Genomic DNA, 25,876 nt, shown 5'->3' on the forward strand with positions numbered 1-25,876 from the left:
CTGCTCAGCGACACCAGGACGGTGTCGCGAACGTTCAAAGGAGAGAACGATATGCCTACCTTCACGATTTCCCGTTTCTGCATCTCGGCGCTGCTGGCCGCCGCCGGCCTTGCGATGTCTGTGACCCACGCATCGGCTGCCAGCCAGTGCAAAGGTATGCTGGAGAACGCCTGCCTGGCCGATGGCGACTGCACCTGGGTGACATCGTATACCCGCAAAGATGGGCGCACCGTGTCCAGCCACTGCAAGCTGAAGTCGGGACGAAAGGGCGAACAGAGGGCAAGCGCCGCCTCGCCGAAACTCAGCAGTTCGCGCTGACGGAACGCGGTATCGAAACGTAACCGGCACCCGCCGCAAGGCGGGTGTTTTTTTGTCGATGGCTAATTGCTATCGTGCCTGAATCTTTTTCGGGACGTGGATGGGCGATGCAGCAGGATTCAATCGTCTTCACGATATTTCTGGTATTCACCGGTGCGGCATTCTTCGCAACCGCGGCGTTGTACGCGCGGCAGTCGCTGCTGGTGGCCTACATCGTCCTCGGTGCGCTGCTGGGGCCATCGGCACTCGGCCTGGTGGGCGATCCCGAACTGATTCGCAACATCTCCGAATTCGGCATCATGTTTCTGCTGTTCCTGCTCGGCCTGAATCTTCAGCCGCAGGAACTCTGGCGCATGGTCAGCAAGACGACCCAGGTCACCTTGCTCAGTTCCCTGGTTTTCTTTGTCGTTGGATTTCTGATCTCGATTGCGTTCGGCTTCACGGTGACCGAAGCGCTGCTGGTCGGCGCCGCGGCTACGTTCTCGAGCACCATTGTCGGCCTGAAACTGTTGCCGACGACGATACTGCATCACCAGCGTACCGGTGAGGTCATCATCAGTATCCTGCTGCTTCAGGACCTGTTGGCAATCGTGCTGTTGCTGGTGGTGCAGGGCGCATCGCACGGCAGCATGCCGGTGGCACACGTCGCGAAGCTGTTGGTCGCACTGCCGGCGCTGATCGGTTTTGCCTGGGTCTTCGAACGCTATGTGCTGATCGGCCTGATCCGCAAGTTCGACAAGATCCAGGAGTACATCTTTCTGATGGCGATCGGTTGGTGTCTCGGCATGGCCGAGCTCGCCGCATGGCTGGGTCTCTCCACAGAGATCGGCGCCTTCATCGCCGGCGTTGTGCTTGCCGCCAGCCCGATCGCACTGTTCATCGCCGAGAGCCTCAAGCCGATTCGCGATTTCTTCCTGGTGCTGTTCTTCTTTTCGCTTGGGGCCGGTTTCGACATCGACGTGCTCGGCGAGGTGCTGTTGCCGGCGGTGGTGCTGGCCGCGTCGATGATGGTACTCAAGCCACCGGTGTTCCGCCGGCTGCTGATGGGGATCGGCGAGTCGGAAAAGCGGTCCCACGAGGTGGGATATCGGCTGGGGCAGATGAGCGAGTTTTCGCTGCTGGTCGCGGTCCTGGCGGTTGAACACGAGGTCATCGGCGACCGTGCTTCGTTCCTGATCCAGTTGTCCACCCTGGTGACCTTTCTGGTTTCCTCCTACCTCGTCGTTTTGCGTTTTCCGACACCGATCGCGGTCAGCGATGCGCTACGACGCGACTGAGCGCGATGTAATGTGATTTTAATGTTGGCGTCCTATGCTCGGACCAGTAACAAAGGAAATACGAGCATGCATGCACAATCACCCGCGTTTTCGCCGCGGCTCACTCCCGCTGTCACGCGGCGTCTCGAGGAAGAGATTGCGGTCCTTGAAAAGCGCCTGCGGCAGATCGGCCCGGACGGCGACTGTGGCTACGAAAAGGCCCTGATCCGCTTTTTCGAGCAGCAGCTGGGGATGCGCCGCAGCCTGCTGCAATCCGCCGATTAGGCGATCGTCTTGGTCGCGTCGGCCGGCAGCCGGTCGCCGCGCGTCTCCGGCTTTTGTGGCGGGTAGAGGTCCGCACTGAAACGCAGCTCTTCGCGAAACCCGTCAACCGACAGTGGCGGGCGCCCCAGAAAACCCTGGTAACAGGTGCATTCAGCCTCCCGGAGGAACTGCAGCTGGGCCCGGGATTCCACGCCCTCGGCAACGACTTCCAGGCCTATGTGACGGGCCATCGACAGGATCGCGCGTACTATTGCCGCATCGTGCGGGTCCGTGGCGACGTCCTGGATGAAGCTGCGGTCGATCTTGATCGTGTCGATCGGCAGCAGGCGCAGATCCGCCAACGAGGAATATCCGGTACCGAAGTCATCGATCGCGAACCGGATACCCATCTTCTTCAACGCGTTCATCCGTTCCACCGAGTCGCTGGCATCCTTCATCAGCGCGGTCTCGGTGATCTCGAACTGCAGTCGGCCCGGATCGACGCCGCTGTTGGCCAGCGTATTGGCGACCCGGTCGACGAAATCGGACTGATGGAACTGTTGCTGACTGACGTTGACAGCGAGGCTGTCGGGCATGTGCAGCGCGGGGTCGGTCTGTATTTCTGACAGCAGGCGGCATGCCTCGCTGAGCACCCAGTCGTCGAGCTTGAGCATCAGGCCGCAGTTCTCGATATGCGGCATGAATTCGCTCGGTGCGATCAGTCCGGCCGTGGGATGGTGCCAGCGCAACAGAACTTCGGCGCCGAGGATATGCCCCCCGCGGATCGCGAAGAACGGTTGCAGATACAGCTGGAACTGTTGCTCGCGAAGCCCGATACGCAGTTCCTCTTCGACCCTCAGACGCGACAGTGCGGCCTCGTCCATACTGCCTTCGAAGACCTGTGCGCCGTTGCGGCCACTGCCCTTGGCGTGATACATCGCGGTATCCGCGTGCCGCAGCAGTCTGTCGACGTCGTCTCCGTCATGCGGGAAAGTGACGATACCGATACTCCCGGTCACGTACAGCGCGTGGCCGTGCAGCAGATATTCCTCGCCCAATGTCGAGCGGATCTTCTGTGCGATCTCGCGAGCCGTCGCGACGGCAACCGCGCGCTCGCGACCCAGGCCCTCGAGCAATACGACGAACTCGTCGCCGCCCAGGCGTGCGACGGTGTCTTCCTCGCGCAGTGCAGCGCGCAGGCGACGCGACACCTCTTTGAGCAGTTCGTCGCCGATCGCGTGACCCAGGGAGTCGTTGATGCGCTTGAAACGATCGAGATCGAGGAACAGCAATGCGCCGCTGAGTCCCGTGCGCCGGTGACGCGCCAGGGCGCGGCTGACGCGATCGGTGAGCAGGCTGCGGTTCGGCAGGTTGGTCAGCACGTCGTGATAGGCGAGATGTTCGATCCGCTGTGCCGCGTCGTCGCGCTCACGAATGTCGCGCGCGACGCACAACAGCAGGTTTCCGCCTTCGACCTCGATGCGCGACAGGGAGACCTCCGTCGGCACCACGCCGCCGTCGGCACCGCGACAGTCGATGCGCAACGACTGGTTACGGCCGGACTGCATCACCTCGCCGAGTAACCCGCTGAGCCGCGCCGGATCCTCCAGGTGCATGTCGACGAAGCGCAATTCCGGCAGCACGCCGTCCGGTACACCGAACAGCACCTTGGCGCGGGGATTGCAGTCCAGCAGTCGGCCACCTGTCGGGTCGACGATCAGCACGGCGTCGGCCGATTGCTCGAACACGGCCCGGAACAGCGCCAGGTCGTTGCGCAGGCGCCGGGCATAGCCGGCCAGGCGGCGCTGCCGGGCGTTCGAAGGACGGCCGGCCAAAGCGGCGCCCGCCCCGGCATCGCCCGAAGTCGGCGACTGTTCCGATAGACCGACGTTGGCGTGCCCGCGGTCCGCGAGTGGGCGCTTTGTCGCAAGCCCCCAGACGAAGGTGGCTGCACTGGCGATCAGTGCCGCGAGCAGCAAAGGTGTGAACGATATCGACGCGGGCCCTTGGGTAGCCGCGAGCAGCACCAGCTGCACGCCGAACAGTAGGGCGAAACGCGGGACCGCGGGGATCCGTGGATCAGTCACGGCCGCACGGGACCAGGGACCGGCGGTAGGGGCATGCGATGGTGATGTCCGCCTGCGTCATTGGAAGGCCTCCGGTTTGTGCAGCTATCGACCGCCGTGGCGAATGCTTTATGTCCTGCGGTCCGGCCGGCTGGCCGATGCGTGTCGTGCAGGGCATCATGCGGCGTAGCCATCAACACAGCCCCGGGGTAGAGCGATGTCCAGCGCGCCCGTCGACGGGATCGTGCTCGATCCCATCGCCATTGTCCGTTCGCCGTTCGGCGAAAAGTTCGGCATTCCGCGTCAGCCGGGACTGGCACCGCACGCGGTTGGCGAGGTGCGGCTGCTCGAACCCTATGCCGATCCGGCGATGTTGCAGGGGCTCGCGAGCTTTTCGCATATCTGGCTGCTGTTCCAGTTTCACCGCTGTGTCGCGCAGGGGTGGCGGCCGCGGGTTAGGCCGCCGCGCCTGGGTGGGAATACGGAGGTCGGGGTATGGGCCAGCCGCTCACCGTTCAGACCGAATTTCCTGGGCATGTCGGTCGTGCGCCTGCTCGAGGTGATCCCGACGCCGGCAGCGCGGTTGCGCGTGGCGGGACTGGACCTGCTGGACGGGACGCCCGTGGTCGATATCAAGCCGTATCTACCGTACGCCGATGCGGTGGCCGGCGCCAGCGCGGGTTACGCGCCGGCTGCACCGCCCGTCGAGCGCCATGTGGTGTTCCGCGAGCAGGCCGAAAACGATCTCGCCGGGGTCGCCGATCCGGTGTGGCTGCGGGCCCTGATCGTCGAGGTCCTGTCCCTGGATCCGCGCCCGGCGTACCGGCACGAAGAGCCGGCCGGACGGATCTATGGCATGTTGCTGGCGGGGTGCGATGTGCGTTGGCAGGTCGACGGCGAGACCGTCCACGTGATTGCGGTCAGCCGGCGTGCGCCTGCCTGACACCATCGCGACCGGCTATTCGGTGGTGTCGTCCGGCCCCAGTTGCTTGTAGCGCGCCAGTTGCTCGGGCGTGGCCTCCGTTTGGTGGCGAGATTTCCACTCTTCGTAGGTCATGCCGTAGATCATCTCGCGGGCGCTCGGTTCGCTGAGTTCCACACCCTGTTGGGCCGCTGCGTTGGCCATCCAGCGCGACATGCAGTTGCGGCAGAAACCGGCCAGGTTCATGAGGTCGATATTCTGCACGTCGGCACGTTTTTGCAGATGGCCGACCAGGGTGCGCCACGCGGCGGCCTCGATCTCGGTCTTTTGTTCGGGTGTCATCACTTGACTCCGCTGTCAGTCTGTTGGTGAAAAGTAGAGCAAGCGTCTCCGCTCAATGCAGCAGGGCGAACATCTTCGCCCGGTAGCGTGTCACCGCGGGGTCGTCGCCGAGCATGTCGAACAGCTGCAGCAGCGCGAGCCGGGCCGCGTCGTCGCCGTATTTGCGGTCTTTCTGCATGATCGTCAGGAGGTTGTCGAGCGCGGATTGTGCGTCGCCGGCCATGACCTGGTGGGCCGCCAGCTGGTAGCGGGCGGCGCTGTCGTCGGGCGTGGCCGCGAGATGTTCGGCGAGCCGCCCGGGCGGGTCCGCTTCGAGCGCGACACGGTCGAAGAACAGCTGTCCGCGCAACCGCTTGACCTCGTCCTTGGTCTGCTCGTCGACCGGCAACTCGTCGAGCATCCGCTCTGCCGTGTCGACGTCGCCGGCCGCCGCATGTGCCTGCGCCAGTGCGATCACCACCCGGACGTTGCCCGGATCGGCCGCGCGCGCCTCCTCCAAAAGGCTCAGTGCGCCCGCGGCATCGCCCGCCAGCAAGCGCTGTTCGGCCTGCGCGACGCTGCCGTCCGAGGCGCGCGGCAGGTACTGATCCAGGAAGGCGCGGATCTGCGGTTCCGGCAGCGCGCCCATGAACTCGTCGACCGGCTGGCCGTTCTTGAACAGCTTGACGGTCGGGATACTGCGTATGCCGAACTGTGCGGCGATCGCCTGCTGTTCCTCGGTGTTGATCTTGGCCAGGATGAAGCGGCCCTGAAATTCGTCGACCAGCTTGGCGAGCACCGGCATCAGCATCTTGCACGGCTGGCACCATTCAGCCCAGAAATCGACCAGCACTGGGACCTGGTGCGAACCCTGGAGCACGATCTGCGCGTAGTTGCTCTCGTCGATTTCAAAGATGAATGGCGATTCGGCCATGCCTGCAATTCTCCCGGTCGGTGCAACGAAAAACGCAAAATGCGGACAGCCGACGCGATTTGCAACCCCGCAGGCATGCTTGAAAATCGTGCGGACCGACTCCATGTCGATGCCAGTAGGCATTTGGGGCTTCGGAGTCGACGGTGAGTGAGTCGAAACATGTCGTTTGTCCGCACTGCGGAGGGGTCAACCGGGTTCCGGTGCAGCGTCTGGGCGAAGGCGCCCGTTGTGGTCGTTGCAAGGAGCCGCTGTTCGAGGGACGGCCACAGGAGATCGGTGGTGCCGCCTTTCAGACCCAGGTGTCGCGCAGCGATATTCCGCTGCTGGTCGACTTCTGGGCGCCCTGGTGTGCGCCGTGCCGGATGATGGCGCCGGCCTTCGAACAGGCCGCGCGTCAGCTCGAGCCGCAGATGCGCCTGCTGAAAGTGAACACCGAGGAGCAGCAGGCGCTCGGTGCGCAGTTCGGCATCCGCAGCATCCCGACCATGGTGCTGTTCGCCGGTGGCCGGGAGGTCGCCCGGATGTCCGGCGCCCTGGACGCGAATGGCATCGTCCGCTGGGCGCGTCAGCATTTGTGACGCCGGCCGCGACCGCGCCCGTTCGGGCCGAGGATTCGCGGACAGCGCGCCGCCGCGGCTGATAGAATACCGGCGGGCGTGGACAGTGGCAGGCCGCTTACCGTAGTATTGCGCACCGCAACATGGCGTTGCGGGTCCACACGAATCTATCTTTGAAGAGCCGAACCGGAAGAGATCGCCAAAGGCACGTCTCTACCGGTTGCTTGCGCGCGAACAAATGACCAGACCGGCGATACTCATACTCGAAGACGGCAGCGTGTTCCGCGGCCAGGCGATCGGCGCTGACGGGCATACGGTCGGCGAGGTGGTGTTCAACACCGCGATGACCGGATACCAGGAGATCCTGACCGACCCGTCGTACAGCCGTCAGATCGTGACCCTGACCTATCCGCACATCGGCAATACCGGGGTCAACACGGAAGACGCCGAGTCCGACGCGATCCACGCGGCCGGCCTGGTGATCCGCAACCTGCCGCTGGCGCTGAGCAATTTCCGCAGCGAGGGTTCGCTGGACGCCTACCTGCGGGAGCGTGGCGTGGTCGGCATCGCCGAGATCGACACCCGGCGGCTGACCCGGCTGTTGCGCGAGAAGGGTGCACAGAATGGCTGTCTGATGGCCGGCGAGGTCGACGAACAGCAGGCGCTGGCGCTGGCCCGCGGCTTTCCGGGCCTGAAGGGCATGGACCTGGCGAAGGAAGTGACCACCAAGACCTCGTACGTCTGGAACGAGGGGACCTGGCGCCTGGGTGAGGGCTGTGCGGCGCACGATCCGGAGGCCGCGCGTTTTCACGTGGTCGCGTACGACTACGGGATCAAGCGCAACATCCTGCGGATGCTGGTCGAGCGCGGTTGCCGGGTGACGGTGGTGCCGGCGCAGATGCCGGCCGCCGAGGTCATGGCGATGTCGCCGGACGGCGTCTTTCTGTCGAACGGTCCGGGAGATCCCGAGCCGTGCGACTACGCCATCTCGGCGATCCGCGAGATCGTTGCCAGTGGCATGCCGACCTTCGGCATCTGTCTGGGCCACCAGTTGCTCGGCCTGGCCTCGGGCGCGCGGACCGTGAAGATGAAGTTCGGCCACCACGGCGCCAATCACCCGGTGCAGGACCTCGCCACGGGCGCGGTGATGATCTCCAGCCAGAACCACGGCTTCGCAGTCGATGGCGCCAGCCTGCCGGCGAATCTGAAGGCGACCCACAAGTCGCTGTTCGACGGCTCGTTGCAGGGCATCCACCGCACCGACCGACCGGCGTTCAGTTTCCAGGGGCATCCCGAGGCAAGCCCCGGTCCGCACGATGTCGCGCCGGTGTTCGATCATTTCATCGACCTCATGGAGCAGCGTTGAACCCGGGCGAGGTTGTGCCGGTTCCCGATCCCCGTCGTGCCGGCCACCGCACCGCGCACGCCCGCGGCAGTTGAGCGATATGCCAAAAAGAACAGACATCCACAGCATACTGATCATTGGCGCCGGACCGATCGTGATCGGTCAGGCGTGCGAGTTCGACTACTCCGGTGCCCAGGCCTGCAAGGCGCTGCAGGAAGAGGGCTTCCGGGTCATCCTGGTGAACTCGAACCCGGCGACCATCATGACCGATCCGGACATGGCCGACGCCGTGTACATCGAACCGATCACCTGGCGTACGGTCGCGCGGATCATCGAAAAAGAGAAGCCCGACGCCCTGCTGCCGACCATGGGTGGCCAGACCGCGCTCAACTGCGCGCTCGACCTGGTACGCGAAGGCGTGCTTCAGGCGCATGGCGTCGAGATGATCGGGGCGACACGCGAGGCCATCGACAAGGCGGAAGACCGCGACCTGTTCCGTCAGGCGATGCGCAAGATCGGTCTGGATATGCCGCGTTCGGCGATCGCCCATTCGCTCGAGGAGGCCCATCAGGTCCAGGCCCAGATCGGGTTCCCGGCGGTGATCAGGCCCTCGTTCACGATGGGCGGTTCCGGTGGCGGAATCGCGTACAACCGTGAGGAGTTCGAGGAGATCTGCACGCGCGGTCTGGACCTCTCCCCGACCTCGGAACTGTTGATCGAGGAATCGATCGTCGGCTGGAAAGAGTTCGAGATGGAGGTCGTGCGCGACCGCCACGACAACTGCATCATCGTCTGTTCGATCGAGAACCTCGACCCGATGGGCGTGCACACAGGCGACTCGATCACGGTCGCGCCCTCGCAGACGCTGACCGACAAGGAATACCAGATCATGCGCAACGCCTCGCTGGCGGTGCTGCGTGAGATCGGCGTGGATACCGGGGGTTCGAACGTCCAGTTTGCGATCAACCCCGACGACGGGCGGATGATCATCATCGAGATGAACCCGCGTGTGTCGCGTTCGTCGGCGCTGGCCTCCAAGGCGACCGGTTTCCCGATCGCCAAGGTGGCGGCGAAACTGGCCGTCGGTTACACCCTCGACGAACTGCGCAACGAGATCACCGGTGGCGTGACGCCGGCCTCGTTCGAGCCGTCGATCGATTACGTCGTCACCAAGGTGCCGCGATTCGCGTTCGAGAAGTTTCCCCAGGCGGATGCGCGGCTGACGACGCAGATGAAATCCGTCGGCGAGGTGATGGCGATCGGGCGGACCTTCCAGGAATCGTTGCAGAAGGCGCTGCGCGGACTCGAAACCGGCAGGGTCGGACTGGACCCGGTCGTGGATCTGGCCACGGACGGTGCGCGCGACCAGGTCATTTCCGAGATACGTCAGCCCGGCGCCGATCGCCTGTGGTTTCTTGCCGATGCGTTTCGCATGGGCATGACACTCGACGAGGTGCACGAACACACCAGGATCGATCGTTGGTTCCTGGTGCAGATCGAAGACCTGGTGGCAGAGGAGTCGCGCATTCACGAACAGGGACTCGACGCACTGGACGCCGGGCGGATGCGTCAGATCAAGCGCAAGGGCTTTTCCGATCGGCGCCTTGCGGACCTTCTGGGCCTGCGCGAGGCGCAGATCCGGCAGCATCGCTACGACCTGGGTGTGCGCCCGGTCTACAAGCGCGTGGACACCTGCGCGGCGGAGTTCGCGTCGAGCACCGCCTACATGTACTCGTGCTACGAGGAAGAGTGCGAGGCGCTGCCGTCGCAACGCGAAAAGATCATGGTGCTCGGTGGAGGTCCCAACCGGATCGGGCAGGGAATCGAGTTCGACTACTGTTGCGTGCATGCGGCCTTCGCGATGCGCGAGGACGGGTTCGAGACCATCATGGTCAACTGCAATCCCGAGACCGTATCGACCGACTACGACACCTCCGACAGGCTGTACTTCGAGCCGTTGACGCTCGAGGACGTGCTCGAGATCGTGCACAAGGAGAACCCCAAGGGGATCATCGTGCAGTACGGTGGCCAGACACCGCTGAAACTGGCCGAAGACCTCGAGGCCGCCGGTGCGCCGATCATCGGCACATCCCCCGATTCGATCGACCTGGCCGAGGATCGCGAGCGTTTCCAGCAGCTGGTCGAGCGCGTAGGACTCAAGCAGCCACCCAACCGCACCGCGACCGAAGCCGAACAGGCTGTGCGTCTGGCCGCGGAGATCGGTTACCCCCTGGTGGTGCGGCCGTCCTACGTGCTTGGCGGGCGGGCCATGGAGATCGTCCACGACGAAGACGATTTGCGTCGATACATGCGCGAGGCGGTCAAGGTCTCGAACGAGTCGCCGGTGTTGCTCGATCGCTTCCTGGATGACGCGATCGAGGTGGACATCGACGCGATCTGCGACGGCCGGGACGTGCTGATCGGTGGCATCATGGAGCATATCGAACAGGCCGGCGTGCATTCCGGCGACTCGGCCTGCTCGCTGCCGCCCTATACGCTCAGCGCATCGATCCAGGACCGGATGCGCGACCAGATCCGGCGTCTCGCCCACGCGCTGAAGGTGGTCGGGCTGATGAACACCCAGTTCGCGATCAAGGGCGACGACATCTACCTGCTCGAAGTCAATCCCCGTGCGTCGCGCACCGTACCCTTCGTCTCCAAGGCGACCGGGCGGCCGCTGGCCAAGATCGCCGCGCGTTGCATGGCCGGCAGATCGCTCAGGGAACAGGGCATCGAAGGCGAGATCATCCCCAAGCACTACTACGTGAAGGAGGCGGTCTTCCCGTTCGTGAAATTCCCCGGTGTGGATACGCTGCTTGGGCCCGAGATGAAATCGACCGGTGAGGTGATGGGGGTGGGGCGCACCTTCGGCGAGGCCTATGCGAAGGCCAACGAGGGTGGCAGTGTGCTGCTACCGCGAGGCGGACGAGCGCTGCTGTCGGTGCGCGAGGCCGATCGCGCGCGCGCGGTGAACGTCGCGCGGCGGCTGGCCGAACTCGGTTTCGACATCCACGGCACACGCGGCACCTGTCGGGCGATCAGCGAGGCGGGGATAAGTTGCAGCCTCGTCAACAAGGTCAAGGAAGGCCGCCCGCATATCGTGGATATGATCAAGAACGACGAGTTCTCGCTTATCATCAATACCACCGAGGGCAAGCAGGCGATCATCGATTCGGCATCGATCAGGCGTTCAGCGCTGCAGCACAAGGTCAGCTATACGACCACGATAGCCGGTGCAGAGGCGGCGGTGATGGCGCTGCAGCAACCGGACGAGTTGAACGTCAACAGCCTGCAGGAACTCCACGGCTGAGCGCGGCCGGGTGAGGAGCGGATAATGGAAAAACATCCCATGACCCTGAAAGGCGCGGAGAAGCTGCGCGCCGAACTGAATGAACTCAAGACCGCCAAGCGGCCCGCGGTCATCGCCGCGATCGCCGAGGCGCGCGCGCATGGCGACCTCAAGGAAAACGCCGAATACCATGCGGCGCGTGAGCAGCAGGGGTTCATCGAGGGACGTATCAAGGACATCGAGTCGAAGCTTTCGCACGCCCACGTGATCGATGTCACCACGCTGGATGCGGGCGGCAAGGTGGTGTTCGGTTCCACGGTCGTGGTGCTCGATCTCAACACCAATGAAGAAAAAACCTACCAGATCGTCGGTGTCGACGAGGCCGATATCAAGCAGGGAATGATCTCGGTGACGTCTCCGGTGGCGCGCGCCCTGATCGGCAAGATCGAGGGCGACGAAGTGGCCCTGGAGGCGCCGGGCGGTACCCACGAGTTCGAGATCCTCGAGGTCCGCTACGAATGACCACCGACGAGGGACGCATGTCCCTCAGCGCGAAGGCAGTGCGATTTTCGGTTTCTTCGGATTGCGCCGAAACAGAATGAGGATCTGACCGATCGACTGGATCGGTTCTGCGCCGGTGGCATCGCAGATCTGATCGGCGATCTCGGCCCGGGTCGCGCGTTCCGCGGCAATCTTCACCTTGATCAACTCATGCGAATCCAGTGCCTGGCCGATCTCGACCAGCACGTTCTCCCGAAGACCGTGTTGTCCGACCCAGACGACCGGTTTCAGATGGTGCCCCAGCGACTTCAGGTGGCGTTTTTGCGATTCGGACAGCTTCATGATTCGGACCGGCGAGAAAATGCGGCGCCAACTATAACGGCAGCCACGGGTGTCTGCACGATGTGAATCGTGTGCGGCGATGCCCGGGTGGCATAATCCGACACAACCTCAGATTCGTCCGGTCCCCTCAACGCCATGGCCCGATCCAAGAGCAGTCACCGCTGGATGCAGCGGCATGTCAACGATGAGTACGTCAAGCGCTCCAAGCGCGAGGGCTATCGCTCGCGCGCAGCCTACAAGCTGCTGGAAATCCAGGAAAAAGATCGTGTTATCAAGCCCGGCCAGGTGGTCGTGGACCTGGGTGCGGCGCCCGGCGGCTGGTCGCAGGTCGCCGCCGAACTGGTCGGACCCAAGGGCTGCGTGATCGCACTCGACCTGTTGGAGATGGACCCGCTGCCTGGCGTGACCGTGATCCAGGGCGATTTTCGTGAAGACGAGGCACTGCGACGTCTGGACGACGTCCTGGACGGCCGCGCGATCGATGTTGTGATTTCCGATATGGCCCCCAATGTTAGCGGGGTGGCTGCAGTGGACCAGCCGCGCGCGATGTACCTGTGCGAACTCGCGCTGGAATTTTGTGAAGACCGTCTGAAACCTGGCGGTTGGTTCGTGAGCAAGGTGTTTCATGGCGAGGGATTCGATGAATGGATGCGCGCGGTGAAACAGCGATTCGGGCGTGCGGTGACGCGCAAGCCCAAGGCTTCACGATCCAATAGCCGTGAGGTTTATCTGGTAGCCGGGAACTATCATTCGTAGTAGCTTACGAAGATAACGGCGGAAATTAGGGCCTTACGGGGCTGAAAATGTTGCGTTCCCCCCGCTGTCAGTCGGGAACGACAAGCCGAACGGGCATGAGGAAACAGCCGTGAACGACATGGCCAAAAACATTGTTCTGTGGGTCATCATCGCCGTGGTGCTGATGACGGTGTTCAACAGCTTCACGGCGCCCAAGACCAATGCGCCACCGATCTCGTACTCGAAGTTCCTCGAGCAGGTCGAGAACAAGAACGTGGCCAGTGTCACGATCTACAAGGACGGCCGCATCGACGGCGTCATGACCTCGGGCAGCCGGTTCGCGACCGAGTCGCCGAGCGACCCGGGACTGGTGGGTGACCTGCTGAAGGCCGGCGTCGAGATCCGCGCGAAACCGCCGGAGCAGCCGTCGATCCTGTGGCAGATCCTGATCAACTGGTTCCCGCTGTTCATCCTGATCGGCCTGTGGATCTTCTTCATGCGCCAGATGCAGGGTGGCGGCGCCGGCCGCGGGGCCATGTCGTTCGGCAAGAGCAAGGCGCGCATGCTCACCGAAGACCAGGTCAAGGTGAACTTCGGCGATGTCGCCGGCTGCGAAGAGGCCAAGGAGGAGGTAAAGGAGCTGGTCGACTTCCTGCGCGATCCCTCGAAGTTCCAGAAGCTCGGCGGCAAGATCCCGAGCGGTGTGCTGATGGTCGGCCCGCCGGGTACCGGTAAGACGCTGCTGGCCCGCGCCATCGCCGGCGAGGCCAAGGTGCCGTTCTTCACGATCTCCGGTTCGGATTTCGTCGAGATGTTCGTCGGCGTGGGCGCCTCGCGCGTGCGCGACATGTTCGAGCAGGCGAAGAAGCACGCCCCGTGCATCATCTTCATCGATGAGATCGACGCGGTCGGTCGTCATCGCGGTGCCGGCCTCGGCGGTGGGCACGACGAGCGCGAGCAGACCCTGAACCAGTTGCTCGTCGAGATGGACGGCTTCGAAGGCAACGAGGGCGTGATCGTGATCGCCGCGACCAACCGCCCGGACGTGCTCGACCCGGCGCTGCTGCGTCCGGGCCGTTTCGACCGTCAGGTCGTGGTCGGTCTGCCGGACATCCTCGGCCGCGAACAGATCCTCAAGGTCCACATGCGCAAGGTGCCGGTCGCCGACGACGTCAAGCCGTCGCTGATCGCGCGCGGCACGCCGGGTTTCTCCGGTGCCGATCTGGCGAACCTGGTCAACGAGGCCGCGTTGTTTGCGGCGCGTGCCAACAAGCGCCTGGTCGACATGGAGGACATGGAAAAGGCCAAGGACAAGATCATGATGGGCGCCGAGCGCAAGTCGATGGCGATGAAGGAAGAGGAGAAGCGCCTGACGGCCTATCACGAGGCCGGGCACGCGATCGTCGGCCTCAAGGTGCCGTCGCACGATCCGGTCTACAAGGTATCGATCATTCCGCGCGGGCGGGCGCTCGGTGTGACCATGTTCCTGCCGGAAGAGGACCGTTACAGCCACAGCAAGGAACATCTCGAGAGCCAGATCTCGAGCCTGTTCGGCGGGCGCATCGCCGAAGAACTGATCTTCGGCGCCCAATCGGTCACGACCGGGGCCTCGAACGACATCATGCGCGCGACCGACATCGCCCGTAACATGGTGACCAAATGGGGTCTGTCCGACCGGATGGGACCCTTGGCCTACGGCGAAGACGAGGGCGAGGTGTTCCTCGGCCGTACCGTCACCCAGCACAAGGCGCTGTCCGACGATACCGCGCATGCGATCGACGAAGAGGTGCGCGCATTCATCGACCGCAACTACGAGCGTGCCTCGCGCATCCTCCAGGAGCATCTCGACAAGTTGCACGCGATGGCCGCGGCGTTGATGAAGTTCGAGACCATCGACAGCGAACAGATCCGCGACATCATGGAGGGGCGTGATCCTCGCCCGCCGGCCGGCTGGGACGATGACACCCATGCCCGCCCGGGTGGTGGTGCGGCCACCGGCGATGGCAAGGACCGCGGTGGCGAGTCGCCGATCGGTGGGCCGGCCGGGCAGCACTGAGCCCGGGCGCACCCGATGCCCATGGGCCAAGGCACCCGGGTCCGCCCAGCGGACTTTCGCGGGTGGATGGCTGTCCGCACAGCACTGCCCCCCCTGACGTTCACCCGGCGTAACCGCCGGGTGAGCGCGGTTGCCGGCCGACGTGTCGATCACTGATCTCGCGCCCGATTTCGGGTCCCCGCGCGTGATGGGTATCCTCAATGTCACGCCCGATTCGTTTTCCGACGGTGGACGCTTCGTCGATCTCGACGATGCCCTGCGCCAGGCCGAACAGATGGCCGAGCAGGGTGCAGACATCATCGACGTCGGTGGCGAGTCCACCCGGCCGGGTGCGGCAGCGGTCGGCCTCGACGAGGAAATGGCACGTGTCCTGCCCGTGATCGAACGGCTGCGCGCGGCGCTGGACCTGCCCTTGTCGATCGATACCAGCAAACCCGAGGTGATGCGCGCCGCCGTGGCGGCCGGTGCGGCGATGATCAACGACGTGTCGGCGTTGCATGCGCCCGGTGCGATCGAGGCCGCGGCAGAGACAGGCGCCGCCGTCTGCCTGATGCATATGCAGGGCGAACCGCGCACCATGCAGTCATCTCCTCAATATGACGACGTCGTCGCCGATATCCTGAAATACCTCGACGGACGTATAGCGGCCTGCGTCGCGGGCGGTGTGGCACGCGGGCGCCTGCTGGTCGATCCGGGATTTGGATTCGGCAAGACGCTGGCGCACAATCTCGCCCTGCTCGGCGGGCTGGAACGGTTTCGCGAACTCGGCTTGCCGGTGCTGGTCGGTATCTCACGCAAGTCCATGCTCGGTGCGGTGACCGGCCGCGATGTGGACGAGCGCCTCGCCGCGAGCATCGCGGCGGCCGTGATGGCCGTGGAACGCGGGGCCAGCGTGATCCGCGTGCACGACGTCGCCGCCACGGTCGATGCCCTGCGGTTGTGGTGCGCGGTGCGTGATCAGCAGGGGTGACGTCGAATACGTACGTCGCTTGACGCCGGTCGGGGTTGGGATTTCACAGGTTTCGACGGGAAGCTAATCGCATGGCGCGCAAATATTTCGGCACCGACGGCATCAGGGGACGTGTCGGCGAAGGCCCGATCAACCCGGAGTTCGTACTCAAGCTCGGTTGGGCCGCCGGTCGCGTATTGAGCAACGGTGACACCGGCAAGGTGTTGATCGGGAAGGATACGCGGATCTCCGGCTATATGTTCGAGGCGGCGCTGGAGGCCGGGTTGGCCGCAGCGGGGGTGGACATCCGCATGCTCGGTCCGATGCCGACACCCGGTATCGCCTATCTCACCCGCACCTTGCGTGCGAACGCGGGGATCGTGATCAGCGCCTCGCACAACCCGCACGAAGACAACGGCATCAAGTTCTTCGCTGCCGACGGGGGCAAGCTGCCCGATCGGGTCGAGGAGCAGATCGAGGCGGAACTCGGCAAGCCGATGACGACGGTCAGTTCGGCGCGACTCGGCAAGGCCAGGCGGATCGAGGATGCGCGCGGCCGTTACGTCGAGTTCTGCAAGAGCACGATCCCGTCGCGCCTGGATTTCCAGGGGCTCAAGGTGGTGATCGACTGTGCGCACGGCGCCACTTACCACATCGCGCCCAACGTGTTCGAAGAGATCGGCACCGAGGTGATCGTCATCGGTGCGGAACCGAACGGACTGAATATCAACGACGGATTCGGTGCGACCAAGCCGCGGGCGCTGAGCAGTTCGGTGCGCGTGAACGGCGCCGATCTCGGTATTGCGTTCGACGGCGACGGCGACCGCGTGATCATGGTCGACGAGCAGGGCGAGGTCGTCGATGGCGACGAGATCCTGTACATCATCGCCCGTTCGCGCCTCGCCAACGGTGGCCTGGTCGGCAACGTCGTCGGCACCCATATGAGCAATCTCGGCCTCGAAGTTGCGTTGCGGGGTCTGGGCGTTGGCTTCGACCGCGTCGCGGTCGGCGACCGCTACATTCTCGAGCGCCTGACGGACAATGGCTGGACGCTTGGCGGCGAGCCTTCGGGCCACATAATCTGTCGTGACCGCACCACCACAGGCGATGGCATCGTCTCGGCGTTGCAGGTGTTGGCCGAGATCAACAAGAGCGGAAAGAGCCTCGGCGAGTTGCGACGCGGCATGGAGAAATTTCCGCAGCAGCTGATCAATGTCCCGCTGGGCACCGCGCGCGCAGCGGACATCATGGCCAGCGACAGGGTCAGCGACGCGGTGCGGGCAGTCGAGTCCGACATGGGCCAAGAAGGACGGGTGCTGTTGCGGCCGTCGGGCACCGAGCCACTGATCAGGGTCATGGTCGAAGGACGTCGCGCCGACATGGTGGCCGCCAAGGCGAACAGCATCGCAGAGGCGGTGCGCGCGCAGATCCCGCACTGATCGGGGCGCATCACGGAGTCCGTTGCGGTGCGCCGGCATTGATTTGACCGGCTGGCGCCGTTAAGCTACGCCGCCTGATTTCAAGGGGAGTAGCACATGCGTCAGCCGCTGGTGGCCGGTAACTGGAAGATGAATGGATCGCGGGCCAGTATCGCGGAGTTGCTCGGCGGGCTGAAGGCCGGGATCGGTCAGGTCAAGACCGCCGAGGTTGCGGTCTGTGCGCCGGCGATCTACATCCAGGACGCGCAGACGCAGCTGACCGGTACGCCAATCAAGTGGGGCGGTCAGGACGTGTCGGTGCACGATTCCGGGGCCTACACCGGCGAGATCGCCGGGGCGATGCTGCGTGATTTCGATTGTCACTTCGTGATCATCGGCCACTCCGAGCGGCGCGCCTATCACGGCGAATCGGATCAGTTGGTCGCCGAGAAGTTTGCGGCGGCCCGCAAGGCCGGTCTGGTGCCGATTCTGTGCGTGGGCGAGACCCTCGACGAGCGCGAGCAGGGCATCACCGAGCAGGTCGTCGGGCGTCAGCTGGACGCGGTCGTCGCGCATTGCGGCATCGAGCTGGTCGGCGAGGGCGTGATCGCCTATGAGCCGGTCTGGGCGATCGGCACCGGCAAGACCGCTTCGCCGGAGCAGGCACAGGAGGTGCACGCATTCATCCGCGCGCGTCTGGCAGCGGCCAGCCCGGTGGTGGCGGATGCGACACGGGTTCTTTACGGGGGCAGCATGAATCCCAAGAATGCTGCCGAATTGATGGCGCAGGCCGATATCGACGGTGGTCTGATCGGCGGCGCCTCATTGAAGGCCGCGGATTTTCTGGCGGTCTGCGCAGCGGGTAACCGCTGATTCGAGAGGCATCGCGATGCAATCGGTACTGGTCATCGTCCATCTGTTCCTGTCGATCGGGCTGGTCGGCCTGATCCTGATCCAGCACGGCAAGGGTGCCGACATGGGCGCCGCGTTCGGTTCGGGCGCTTCGGCGACCGTGTTCGGTTCGCGCGGTGCGGGCAACTTCCTCAGCCGCACGACCGCGGTGCTGGCGACGCTGTTTTTCGTCACCAGTCTGGCGCTGGCGTACTTTGCGATGCAGAGCACCGAACCGGCGACGCTGATGGAAGGTGTCAAGACGGAGGCCGCTGCGCCTGCCGAGGCAGAGGTGCCCGCAGCGCCCGCGGCGACGGATCTGCCGGCGATTCCCGAGGCGCCGGCGGCCAGCGGCAGTGAGGTGCCGCAGGTCGAGAAGTAGGCGACCCGATCAACCGAGTTCCAGCCGAAGTGGTGAAATTGGTAGACACGCTATCTTGAGGGGGTAGTGGCGCAAGCCGTGCCGGTTCGAGTCCGGCCTTCGGCACCATTTAGGAAAACGGTATCGTCGACCGCTCGGCGATACCGTTTTTTTATGCCCGGCAAAAGCAATAATTAGCTTTGTAAAACAAAAGGATACGCCTTCCGCCTGATTTGACACTGGGGGTGTCCGGTGGCTATCCTACCGGCCCACCAAGAAAGCGGTTACTTATATACCGGTTTCGCACCGGGTCCCTCCTCCGTGAGATAGAGGCGCATGCTCGAAAATTACCTGCCTGTACTGATTTTCATCGTCATCGGCTCGGTAGTCGGCCTGGCGATGATCGGGCTGGGTTTCGTGCTTTCGCCGCACCGCCCGGACAGCGAGAAGAACTCCGCGTACGAGTGCGGATTCGAGGCGTTCGAAGACTCGCGCATGAAGTTCGATGTGCGTTACTACCTGGTCGCGATCCTGTTCATCATCTTCGACCTGGAGATCGCCTTCCTGTTTCCGTGGGCGGTCGTACTCGACCAGATTGGCCTGGTCGGATTCTGGGCGATGATGATCTTCCTCGGCATCCTGGTGGTCGGATTCATCTACGAATGGAAGAAGGGGGCGCTGGAGTGGGAGTAGAAGGCGTCTTCGAGAAGGGGTTCTTCACCACCTCGCTCGACGGGGTGATCAACTGGGCGCGCACCGGCTCGATGTGGCCGATGACGTTCGGACTCGCGTGCTGCGCCGTCGAGATGATGCACGCAGCGGCTGCGCGTTACGACATCGACCGCTTCGGCATGGTGTTCCGTCCGAGTCCACGGCAGTCCGACGTGATGATCGTCGCCGGTACGCTGGTGAACAAGATGGCGCCGGCGCTGCGCAAGGTGTACGACCAGATGGCGGAGCCGCGCTGGGTGATCTCGATGGGGTCCTGCGCCAACGGCGGTGGCTACTACCACTACTCCTATTCGGTCGTGCGTGGATGCGATCGGATCGTCCCCGTCGACGTCTATGTGCCAGGTTGTCCGCCCACTGCCGAGGCGCTGCTGTGGGGCATTCTGCAGTTGCAGAACAAGATCCGCCGCACCAATACGATTGCCCGTTAACTCCTCCGGAACCGGTTTTCAATGACGCCCGAAGAACGCCTGGACCAACTCGAGGAGGCCCTCGACGAGCACCTCGAGGATTTCGACGACTGCCAGCGGACGCGTGCGCTCGGCGAACTCACGTTGACCGTGCCGCGTGACAGCCTGCTGGACGTCATGCGCGTGTTGCGCGGGAAGCGCGCGCTGGCCTTCGAGCAGTGCATCGACGTGTGCGGCGTCGATTATTCGCATTACGGCCGCTCGGAATGGCTGACCAGCAAGGCCGCCAATTCGGGGTTCAGTCGCGGTGCCGTGCGCGAAACGCCGGAACTCGATCCCAACAACCGCTTCGCGGCCGTGTATCACCTGATGTCGGTGACCCACAACGTCAGGCTGCGGGTCAAGACCTATCTGGATGCGGACCGGCCGATCGTCGACTCGGTCGTCGGGATCTGGGCCAGTGCCCTGTGGTTCGAGCGTGAGGCGTTCGATCTGTACGGGATCATGTTCAGCGGCCACCCGGACCTGCGCCGCATCCTGACCGACTACGGCTTCATCGGTCATCCGTTCCGCAAGGATTTTCCGTTGATCGGCCAGGTCGAGATGCGCTACGACGCCGAGCAGCGGCGCGTGATCTACGAGCCGGTCGGCATCGAGCCGCGTACCCTGGTGCCGCGCGTGATCCGCGAGGACAGCCGCTACGAATCAGGCTGGAAACCGCAGCCGTCGACCGAGGAGTCCGACTGAGATCATGGCTGAGATCAGGAACTACACACTGAACTTCGGTCCCCAGCACCCGGCGGCTCACGGAGTGCTGCGCCTGGTGCTGGAGATGGACGGCGAGGTGATCGAGCGCGCCGATCCGCATGTCGGACTTCTGCATCGCGCCACCGAGAAGCTCGCGGAGAGCAAGCCGTACAACCAGTCGATCGGCTACATGGACCGCCTCGACTACGTGTCGATGATGTGCAACGAGCACGGCTATGTGCGGGCGATCGAGAAGCTGCTCGGTATCGAGGCGCCGGTGCGTGCGCAGTACATCCGCACCATGTTCGACGAGATCACGCGCATCCTGAACCACCTGATGTGGCTGGGAACGCATGCGCTGGACGTCGGCGCCATGACCATGTTCCTGTATTGCTTCCGCGAGCGCGAAGACCTGATGGACTGCTACGAAGCGGTCTCCGGCGCGCGGATGCACGCGACCTACTACCGGCCGGGCGGCGTGTACCGCGACCTCCCGGATGAGATGCCCCGCTACGATACCGGGCAGTTCTCCAGTGCTGCCGAGGCGAAGCGCCGCAACCAGGCACGCGAAGGATCGCTGCTCGATTTCATCGAGGATTTCGTCAATCGCTTTCCCGGGCTGGTCGACGAGTACGAGACGCTGCTGACCGATAACCGCATCTGGAAGCAGCGTACCGTGGGTATCGGGGTCGTGACGCCGGAACGTGCGTTGCAGCTCGGTTTCACCGGACCGATGTTGCGCGGCTCGGGCATCGCCTGGGACCTGCGCAAGAAGCAGCCCTATGCGTCCTACGACCAGGTCGATTTCGATATCCCGATCGGCAGCAACGGCGACTGCTATGACCGCTACCTGGTGCGCATGGAAGAATTCCGCCAGTCGACCCGCATCATCAAGCAGTGCATCCAGTGGCTGCGTGCGAATCCCGGCCCGGTGATGATCGACGATCACAAGATCTCACCGCCGATGCGTGCCGAGATGAAAGACGACATGGAGGCGTTGATTCATCACTTCAAGCTGTTCACCGAGGGCTACTGCCCGCCGCCCGGCGAGGCCTATGCGGCGGTCGAGGCACCGAAGGGCGAGTTCGGCTGCTACATCGTTTCCGACGGCGCCAACAAGCCGTATCGCCTGAAGATCCGTGCGCCGGGATTCCCGCACCTCGCGGCGATGGACGAGATGGTGCGCGGTCACATGCTGGCGGATGTCGTGGCGATTATCGGCACCATGGATATCGTATTCGGAGAGATCGACCGATGAGCATGCGCAGCGAACCCATGGTGCGCGTCCAGAAATGTGACGACAAATCCGCGCTGTTCACGCCCGAGATCCGGGAGCAGATCGACGCGTGGGTCGCCAAGTACCCGGATGGCTGGCAGCAGTCCGCCTGCATGGCGGCGCTGATGATCGTACAGGACATGCACGGCGGGCACCTCACGACGGAATTGATGGACCAGGTCGCCGACTATCTCGATATGCCGCCGATCGCCGTCTACGAGGTGGCCAGCTTCTATTCGATGTACGAGCACAAGCCGGTCGGCAGGCACAAGATCTGCCTGTGCACCAACGTGTCGTGCATGATCAACGGGTCCGACAACATCCTCGAACACCTCAGCAACCGCCTCGGTATCGGGTTTGGCGAGGTGACCAGCGACGGTCGCTTCAGCCTCAAGGAAGTGGAGTGCCTGGGTGCCTGCGGAGGCGCGCCGATGATGCAGATCGGGCATACCTACTACGAGAATCTGACCCCGGAGTTGGTGGATCAGATCCTGGACGGCCTGGAGTAGCGCGATGACCAACGAAGTCTGCTTCCGGACCCTGCACAAGGATCGCCCCTGGCGGCTGGAGACTTACCAGTCGGAGGGCGGCTACGAGGCGCTGCGCAAGATCCTGAACGACAAGACGCCCCAGGAAGAGATCATCGAGACGGTCAAGCAGTCCGGGCTACGCGGCCGGGGCGGCGCCGGTTTCCCGACGGGCCTCAAGTGGAGCTTCATCAACCGAACGGCCCCGGGCGACAAGTACGTCGTATGCAACTCGGACGAGGGGGAGCCGGGCACCTTCAAGGATCGCGACATCCTGCGTTACAACCCGCATGCCCTGATCGAAGGCATGATCATCTGTGGTTACGCGATCGGTGCGGTCGCCGGATACAACTACATCCGCGGCGAGTTCTGGGAGCCCTACGAGCGCTTCGAAGAGGCACTGGCGGAGGCACGCGAGGCGGGCCTGCTCGGCGAAGACATCCTGGGGTCGGGTTTCGACTTCGACATCCACACCCACCTCGGTGCGGGCGCCTATATCTGTGGAGAAGAGACCGCGTTGCTCGAATCGCTCGAGGGCAAGAAGGGCCAGCCGAGGTACAAGCCGCCATTCCCGGCGATGTTTGGGCTGTACGGCCGGCCGACGGTGATCAACAACACCGAAACGCTGGCCTCGGTGCCGGACATCATTCGCCAGGGTGCCGACTGGTTCCGCGACATCGGTGTCGCGAACAGCGGCGGTCCTAAGCTGTTTTCGATCTCCGGGAACGTCGCGCGGCCGGGCAACTACGAGATACCGATGGGTACGCCGTTCGCCGAGCTGCTCGAGATGGCCGGCGGTATGCGTGACGGGCGCCCGTGCAAGGCGGTGATTCCGGGCGGTTCGTCCGCGCCGGTGCTGCCGGGCGAGATCATGATGGACCTGACGATGGACTACGACAGTATCGCCCAGGCCGGTTCGATGCTGGGGTCGGGTGCGGTGATCGTTATGGACGACACCAATTGCATGGTGAAGGTGCTCGACCGGATCTCCTATTTCTATTACGAGGAATCGTGCGGCCAGTGCACGCCCTGTCGCGAGGGCACGGGCTGGATGCACCGGGTCGTGCACCGGATCGAGACCGGCAAGGGACGTCCGGAAGATCTCGATCTGCTGGATGACGTCGCGAAGAAGATCATGGGTCGCACGATCTGCGCACTCGGCGATGCCGCAGCGATGCCGGTCGCCGGATTCATCAAGCATTTCCGCGACGAGTTTCAGTATCACATCGACCACAAGAAGTGCATGGTGTGATGTGGTCATGTGGATTGCGACGGACGGGTCGCGTCGGTGTGATGTCGGATTGAAATAACGCAGATGACAGAAGATCAAGCCATCACGATTGAAGTCGACGGTCAAAAGCTCGAGGCGCGTCCCGGGCAGATGCTGATCGAGGTGACGGACGCGGCCGGTATCGGTGTACCGCGGTTCTGTTACCACAAGCACCTGTCGGTCGCGGCGAACTGCCGTATGTGCCTGGTCGAGGTCGAAAAGGCGCCCAAGCCGCTGCCGGCCTGCGCGACGCCGGTGATGGACGGCATGAAGGTGTACACGCGTTCGCCGCTGGCGCGCGAGGCGCAAAAGGGAACCATGGAGTTCCTGCTGATCAACCATCCGCTGGATTGTCCGATCTGCGACCAGGGCGGCGAGTGCGAGCTGCAGGACGTCGCGATGGGCTACGGCGCCGACGTGTCGCGCTACAGCGAACGCAAGCGCGTGGTCAGGGACGAAAACATCGGCCCGCTGATCGCCACCGATATGACGCGCTGCATCCACTGCACTCGCTGCGTGCGGTTCGGTGGCGAGATTGCCGGCCTGCGCGAGCTTGGTGCGACCGGGCGCGGCGAACATATGCGCATCGGCGTCTATATCGAGCACAGCGTGGGTTCGGAACTCTCGGGCAACGTCATCGATCTGTGTCCGGTCGGCGCGCTGACGGCCAAGCCGTCGCGTTTCAATGCGCGCGCCTGGGAATTGACCGAACACGACGGCATCGCGGCGCACGACGGTGTTGGCAGCAACCTGCACATCCACGTCCGGCGCGACCGCGTGATGCGCGTCGTGCCGCGTGAAAACGAGTCGTTGAACCAGACCTGGATCTCTGATCGCGACCGTTTCAGCTATCAGGGACTGTACAGTGAAGACCGGCTGTTGCGCCCGATGGTGCGCGAGAACGGCAAGCTGCGCGAAGTGGACTGGCAGCAGGCGCTGCAGGCCGCGGCCAAGGCGATCAAAGCGGTGCCCGCGGAACGGCTGGGTGCGCTGGTCTCTCCGAATGCGACGCTCGAGGAACAGTACCTGAGCGCGAAACTGATCCGCGGCCTGGGTGGCGCGAATATCGACCACCGTCTGCGCCAGAGCGACTTCCGCGGCGATCATGCGGATCCGGCGTTGCCGTGGCTGGGACAGAGCATGGCGGATATCGCCGCCAACCAGGCGACCCTGCTGGTCGGCTCCTGGCTGCGCAAGGACCAGCCGATGCTCAACCATCGCGTCCGGCAGTCGGTCCTCGACGGTGCGCAGGTGATGGCGATCAACCCGCTGGCGCATGATTTCAACTACGACCTCGACGTCGACATCGTCTGTGCGCCCTCGGGCATGGTCAACGAGCTCGCCGGCGTCGCCGCGGCGCTCGGTGCCGACACTCTGGGTGTCGATGTGCAGCCGGACCAGGCCCACCAGGCGATCGCCGATGCGCTGAAGTCCGCCGAGCGCGGCCAGGTGTTGCTCGGCACGGGCGCGCTGATGCACCCGGATTTCTCGGTGCTGCGCGGGCTGGCGGCGAACCTTACGGCGGCCGCGGGCGTATCGCTCGGCTTCGTCGGCTTCGGCAGCAACGACTGTGGCGCCTGGATGGCCGGTGCGGTACCGCATCGCCTGCCCGGCGGCGCACCGGCAGAGGCGTCCGGAAAAAATGCACAGGCGATGCTGGCGGAGCCGCTCGACCTGTACCTGACCGTCGGCATCGAACCGGAGAGGGACGTCGCCGACCCCCAGGCGATGCTGGCGGCGATGACGTCGGCCAAGGTCGTCGCGCTGACCAGTCATCTGTCGCCGTGGCTCAAGGAGCACGCCGACGTCCTGCTGCCGATCGGTGCCTTCGCCGAGACCTCGGGCAGCCGGGTGAACGCCGAGGGTGCGGTACAGAGTTTCCGCGGTGTCGCGACGCCGCCGGGCGACGGGCGGCCCGGATGGAAGGTGCTGCGCGTGCTCGGCAACCTGACCGATGTCGACGGGTTCGATTTCGAGGATTCGGTCGCGGTGCGCGACGAGGCGACTTCGCTGTGTGCCGCGCTCGCACCCGACAACACCTGTGGTGCCCTGCAGGGCGTGCGCAGCGAGAGCGCCGCGTCTGCCTGGGAGCGGATCGGTGGTGTGCCGATGTATTCGAGCGATGTGCTGGTGCGGCGCGCCCATGCCTTGCAGCTCACGCCCGATGCCTGGGGTGAAGGGCTGCGCATGAACGCCACCGCCGCGCAGGGTCTGGGTCTCGACGGTGGCGCCGCGGTCAGGGTATCGCAGGACGGCATGAACGCCGAGTTCGCCGTGCGCATCGACGAAGCGGTGCCGGACGGGTGTATCTGGTTGCCGAGCGCGGTCCCGGGTGCGGAGGCGTTGGGCACCGGTTTTGGTCCCGTCACGGTGGAGAAGGTCTGACAGATGG

The 25,876-nt window shown here is 64.2% G+C and carries 25 protein-coding genes and 1 tRNA gene; 22 read left to right on the forward strand and 4 right to left on the reverse strand.

What is annotated here, in order from left to right:
• Positions 1 to 51 precede the first annotated feature (51 nt).
• From H6955_12290 to H6955_12300, 3 genes are all read left to right on the forward strand, one after another.
• Entirely contained in the window at positions 52 to 318 is a 267-nt protein-coding gene (locus tag H6955_12290; GenBank protein MCP5314337.1) for a hypothetical protein, read from the forward strand.
• Positions 319 to 425: 107 nt separating this feature from the next.
• Positions 426 to 1,595, forward strand: a complete 1,170-nt coding sequence (locus H6955_12295) for a cation:proton antiporter (GenBank protein ID MCP5314338.1) — start codon at positions 426 to 428, stop codon at positions 1,593 to 1,595.
• Positions 1,596 to 1,661: 66 nt separating this feature from the next.
• Positions 1,662 to 1,859, forward strand: a complete 198-nt coding sequence (locus tag H6955_12300) for a hypothetical protein (GenBank protein ID MCP5314339.1) — start codon at positions 1,662 to 1,664, stop codon at positions 1,857 to 1,859.
• On the opposite strand, the gene H6955_12305 is transcribed toward H6955_12300, so the two are convergent.
• Positions 1,856 to 3,925 (reverse strand): EAL domain-containing protein, encoded by a 2,070-nt coding sequence (locus tag H6955_12305; protein ID MCP5314340.1) that lies wholly within the window; start codon positions 3,923 to 3,925, stop codon positions 1,856 to 1,858. The genes H6955_12300 and H6955_12305 overlap by 4 nt on opposite strands.
• Positions 3,926 to 4,121: 196 nt before the next feature.
• On the opposite strand from H6955_12305, the gene tsaA reads away from it, so the two are divergent.
• Positions 4,122 to 4,847: a tRNA (N6-threonylcarbamoyladenosine(37)-N6)-methyltransferase TrmO gene (tsaA, locus tag H6955_12310; GenBank protein MCP5314341.1), complete on the forward strand. Its 726-nt coding sequence runs from the start codon at positions 4,122 to 4,124 to the stop codon at positions 4,845 to 4,847.
• A 15-nt stretch (positions 4,848 to 4,862) separates the two neighbouring features.
• On the opposite strand, the gene H6955_12315 is transcribed toward tsaA, so the two are convergent.
• Complete coding sequence (locus H6955_12315) at positions 4,863 to 5,168, reverse strand: DUF1244 domain-containing protein (GenBank protein ID MCP5314342.1); 306 nt, start codon at positions 5,166 to 5,168, stop codon at positions 4,863 to 4,865.
• 52 nt (positions 5,169 to 5,220) lie between these two features.
• Positions 5,221 to 6,081, reverse strand: coding sequence for a thioredoxin (gene trxA / locus H6955_12320; protein ID MCP5314343.1), 861 nt, complete (start codon positions 6,079 to 6,081; stop codon positions 5,221 to 5,223).
• Between the two features lie 143 nt (positions 6,082 to 6,224).
• Here trxA and trxC point away from each other — a divergent pair, with 143 nt between their 5' ends.
• The 4 genes from trxC to greA all read left to right on the forward strand — a co-directional run bounded on the left by trxC (position 6,225) and on the right by greA (position 11,794).
• Entirely contained in the window at positions 6,225 to 6,659 is a 435-nt protein-coding gene (gene trxC, locus H6955_12325) for a thioredoxin TrxC (GenBank protein MCP5314344.1), read from the forward strand.
• 217 nt (positions 6,660 to 6,876) lie between these two features.
• On the forward strand, positions 6,877 to 8,004 hold the full coding sequence (gene carA / locus H6955_12330; GenBank protein ID MCP5314345.1) for a glutamine-hydrolyzing carbamoyl-phosphate synthase small subunit: 1,128 nt from the start codon (positions 6,877 to 6,879) through the stop codon (positions 8,002 to 8,004).
• Positions 8,005 to 8,083: 79 nt separating this feature from the next.
• Complete coding sequence (gene carB, locus H6955_12335; protein ID MCP5314346.1) at positions 8,084 to 11,293, forward strand: carbamoyl-phosphate synthase large subunit; 3,210 nt, start codon at positions 8,084 to 8,086, stop codon at positions 11,291 to 11,293.
• Positions 11,294 to 11,317: 24 nt separating this feature from the next.
• Entirely contained in the window at positions 11,318 to 11,794 is a 477-nt protein-coding gene (gene greA / locus H6955_12340; protein MCP5314347.1) for a transcription elongation factor GreA, read from the forward strand.
• Between the two features lie 24 nt (positions 11,795 to 11,818).
• Here greA and yhbY read toward each other — a convergent pair whose 3' ends face one another.
• Positions 11,819 to 12,115, reverse strand: a complete 297-nt coding sequence (yhbY, locus tag H6955_12345; protein MCP5314348.1) for a ribosome assembly RNA-binding protein YhbY — start codon at positions 12,113 to 12,115, stop codon at positions 11,819 to 11,821.
• Positions 12,116 to 12,250: 135 nt separating this feature from the next.
• On the opposite strand from yhbY, the gene rlmE reads away from it, so the two are divergent.
• From rlmE to H6955_12415, 14 genes are all read left to right on the forward strand, one after another.
• Positions 12,251 to 12,871 (forward strand): 23S rRNA (uridine(2552)-2'-O)-methyltransferase RlmE, encoded by a 621-nt coding sequence (rlmE, locus tag H6955_12350; protein MCP5314349.1) that lies wholly within the window; start codon positions 12,251 to 12,253, stop codon positions 12,869 to 12,871.
• Between the two features lie 118 nt (positions 12,872 to 12,989).
• Entirely contained in the window at positions 12,990 to 14,906 is a 1,917-nt protein-coding gene (ftsH, locus tag H6955_12355; protein ID MCP5314350.1) for an ATP-dependent zinc metalloprotease FtsH, read from the forward strand.
• 187 nt (positions 14,907 to 15,093) lie between these two features.
• The gene (gene folP, locus H6955_12360; GenBank protein ID MCP5314351.1) at positions 15,094 to 15,876 is read left to right on the forward strand and encodes a dihydropteroate synthase; all 783 of its coding nucleotides are present in this window, start codon (positions 15,094 to 15,096) and stop codon (positions 15,874 to 15,876) included.
• Positions 15,877 to 15,947: 71 nt separating this feature from the next.
• On the forward strand, positions 15,948 to 17,294 hold the full coding sequence (gene glmM, locus H6955_12365; GenBank protein ID MCP5314352.1) for a phosphoglucosamine mutase: 1,347 nt from the start codon (positions 15,948 to 15,950) through the stop codon (positions 17,292 to 17,294).
• Positions 17,295 to 17,390: 96 nt separating this feature from the next.
• On the forward strand, positions 17,391 to 18,146 hold the full coding sequence (locus H6955_12370; protein ID MCP5314353.1) for a triose-phosphate isomerase: 756 nt from the start codon (positions 17,391 to 17,393) through the stop codon (positions 18,144 to 18,146).
• A 16-nt stretch (positions 18,147 to 18,162) separates the two neighbouring features.
• Positions 18,163 to 18,546 carry a preprotein translocase subunit SecG gene (secG, locus tag H6955_12375; protein ID MCP5314354.1) on the forward strand — a complete coding sequence of 128 codons (384 nt, stop codon included), beginning with the start codon at positions 18,163 to 18,165 and terminating at the stop codon, positions 18,544 to 18,546.
• Between the two features lie 23 nt (positions 18,547 to 18,569).
• Positions 18,570 to 18,654, forward strand: a tRNA-Leu gene (locus tag H6955_12380).
• 207 nt (positions 18,655 to 18,861) lie between these two features.
• Positions 18,862 to 19,218, forward strand: coding sequence for an NADH-quinone oxidoreductase subunit A (locus H6955_12385; protein ID MCP5314355.1), 357 nt, complete (start codon positions 18,862 to 18,864; stop codon positions 19,216 to 19,218).
• The gene (locus tag H6955_12390; GenBank protein ID MCP5314356.1) at positions 19,209 to 19,685 is read left to right on the forward strand and encodes an NADH-quinone oxidoreductase subunit B; all 477 of its coding nucleotides are present in this window, start codon (positions 19,209 to 19,211) and stop codon (positions 19,683 to 19,685) included. The genes H6955_12385 and H6955_12390 overlap by 10 nt, the downstream gene beginning before the upstream one ends.
• A 21-nt stretch (positions 19,686 to 19,706) precedes the next feature.
• A complete protein-coding gene (locus tag H6955_12395) occupies positions 19,707 to 20,411 on the forward strand; it encodes an NADH-quinone oxidoreductase subunit C (GenBank protein MCP5314357.1) in 705 nt (234 codons plus the stop codon).
• 4 nt (positions 20,412 to 20,415) lie between these two features.
• Complete coding sequence (locus H6955_12400; protein MCP5314358.1) at positions 20,416 to 21,669, forward strand: NADH-quinone oxidoreductase subunit D; 1,254 nt, start codon at positions 20,416 to 20,418, stop codon at positions 21,667 to 21,669.
• A complete protein-coding gene (locus H6955_12405; protein MCP5314359.1) occupies positions 21,666 to 22,196 on the forward strand; it encodes an NAD(P)H-dependent oxidoreductase subunit E in 531 nt (176 codons plus the stop codon). The genes H6955_12400 and H6955_12405 overlap by 4 nt, the downstream gene beginning before the upstream one ends.
• A 4-nt stretch (positions 22,197 to 22,200) precedes the next feature.
• Positions 22,201 to 23,466 carry an NADH-quinone oxidoreductase subunit NuoF gene (gene nuoF / locus H6955_12410; protein MCP5314360.1) on the forward strand — a complete coding sequence of 422 codons (1,266 nt, stop codon included), beginning with the start codon at positions 22,201 to 22,203 and terminating at the stop codon, positions 23,464 to 23,466.
• Positions 23,467 to 23,529: 63 nt separating this feature from the next.
• The gene (locus H6955_12415) at positions 23,530 to 25,869 is read left to right on the forward strand and encodes an NADH-quinone oxidoreductase subunit G (GenBank protein MCP5314361.1); all 2,340 of its coding nucleotides are present in this window, start codon (positions 23,530 to 23,532) and stop codon (positions 25,867 to 25,869) included.
• Positions 25,870 to 25,876: the final 7 nt, after the last annotated feature.

Source organism: Chromatiaceae bacterium (assembly GCA_024235395.1).
Lineage (GTDB): Bacteria > Pseudomonadota > Gammaproteobacteria > Chromatiales > Chromatiaceae > Thiosocius.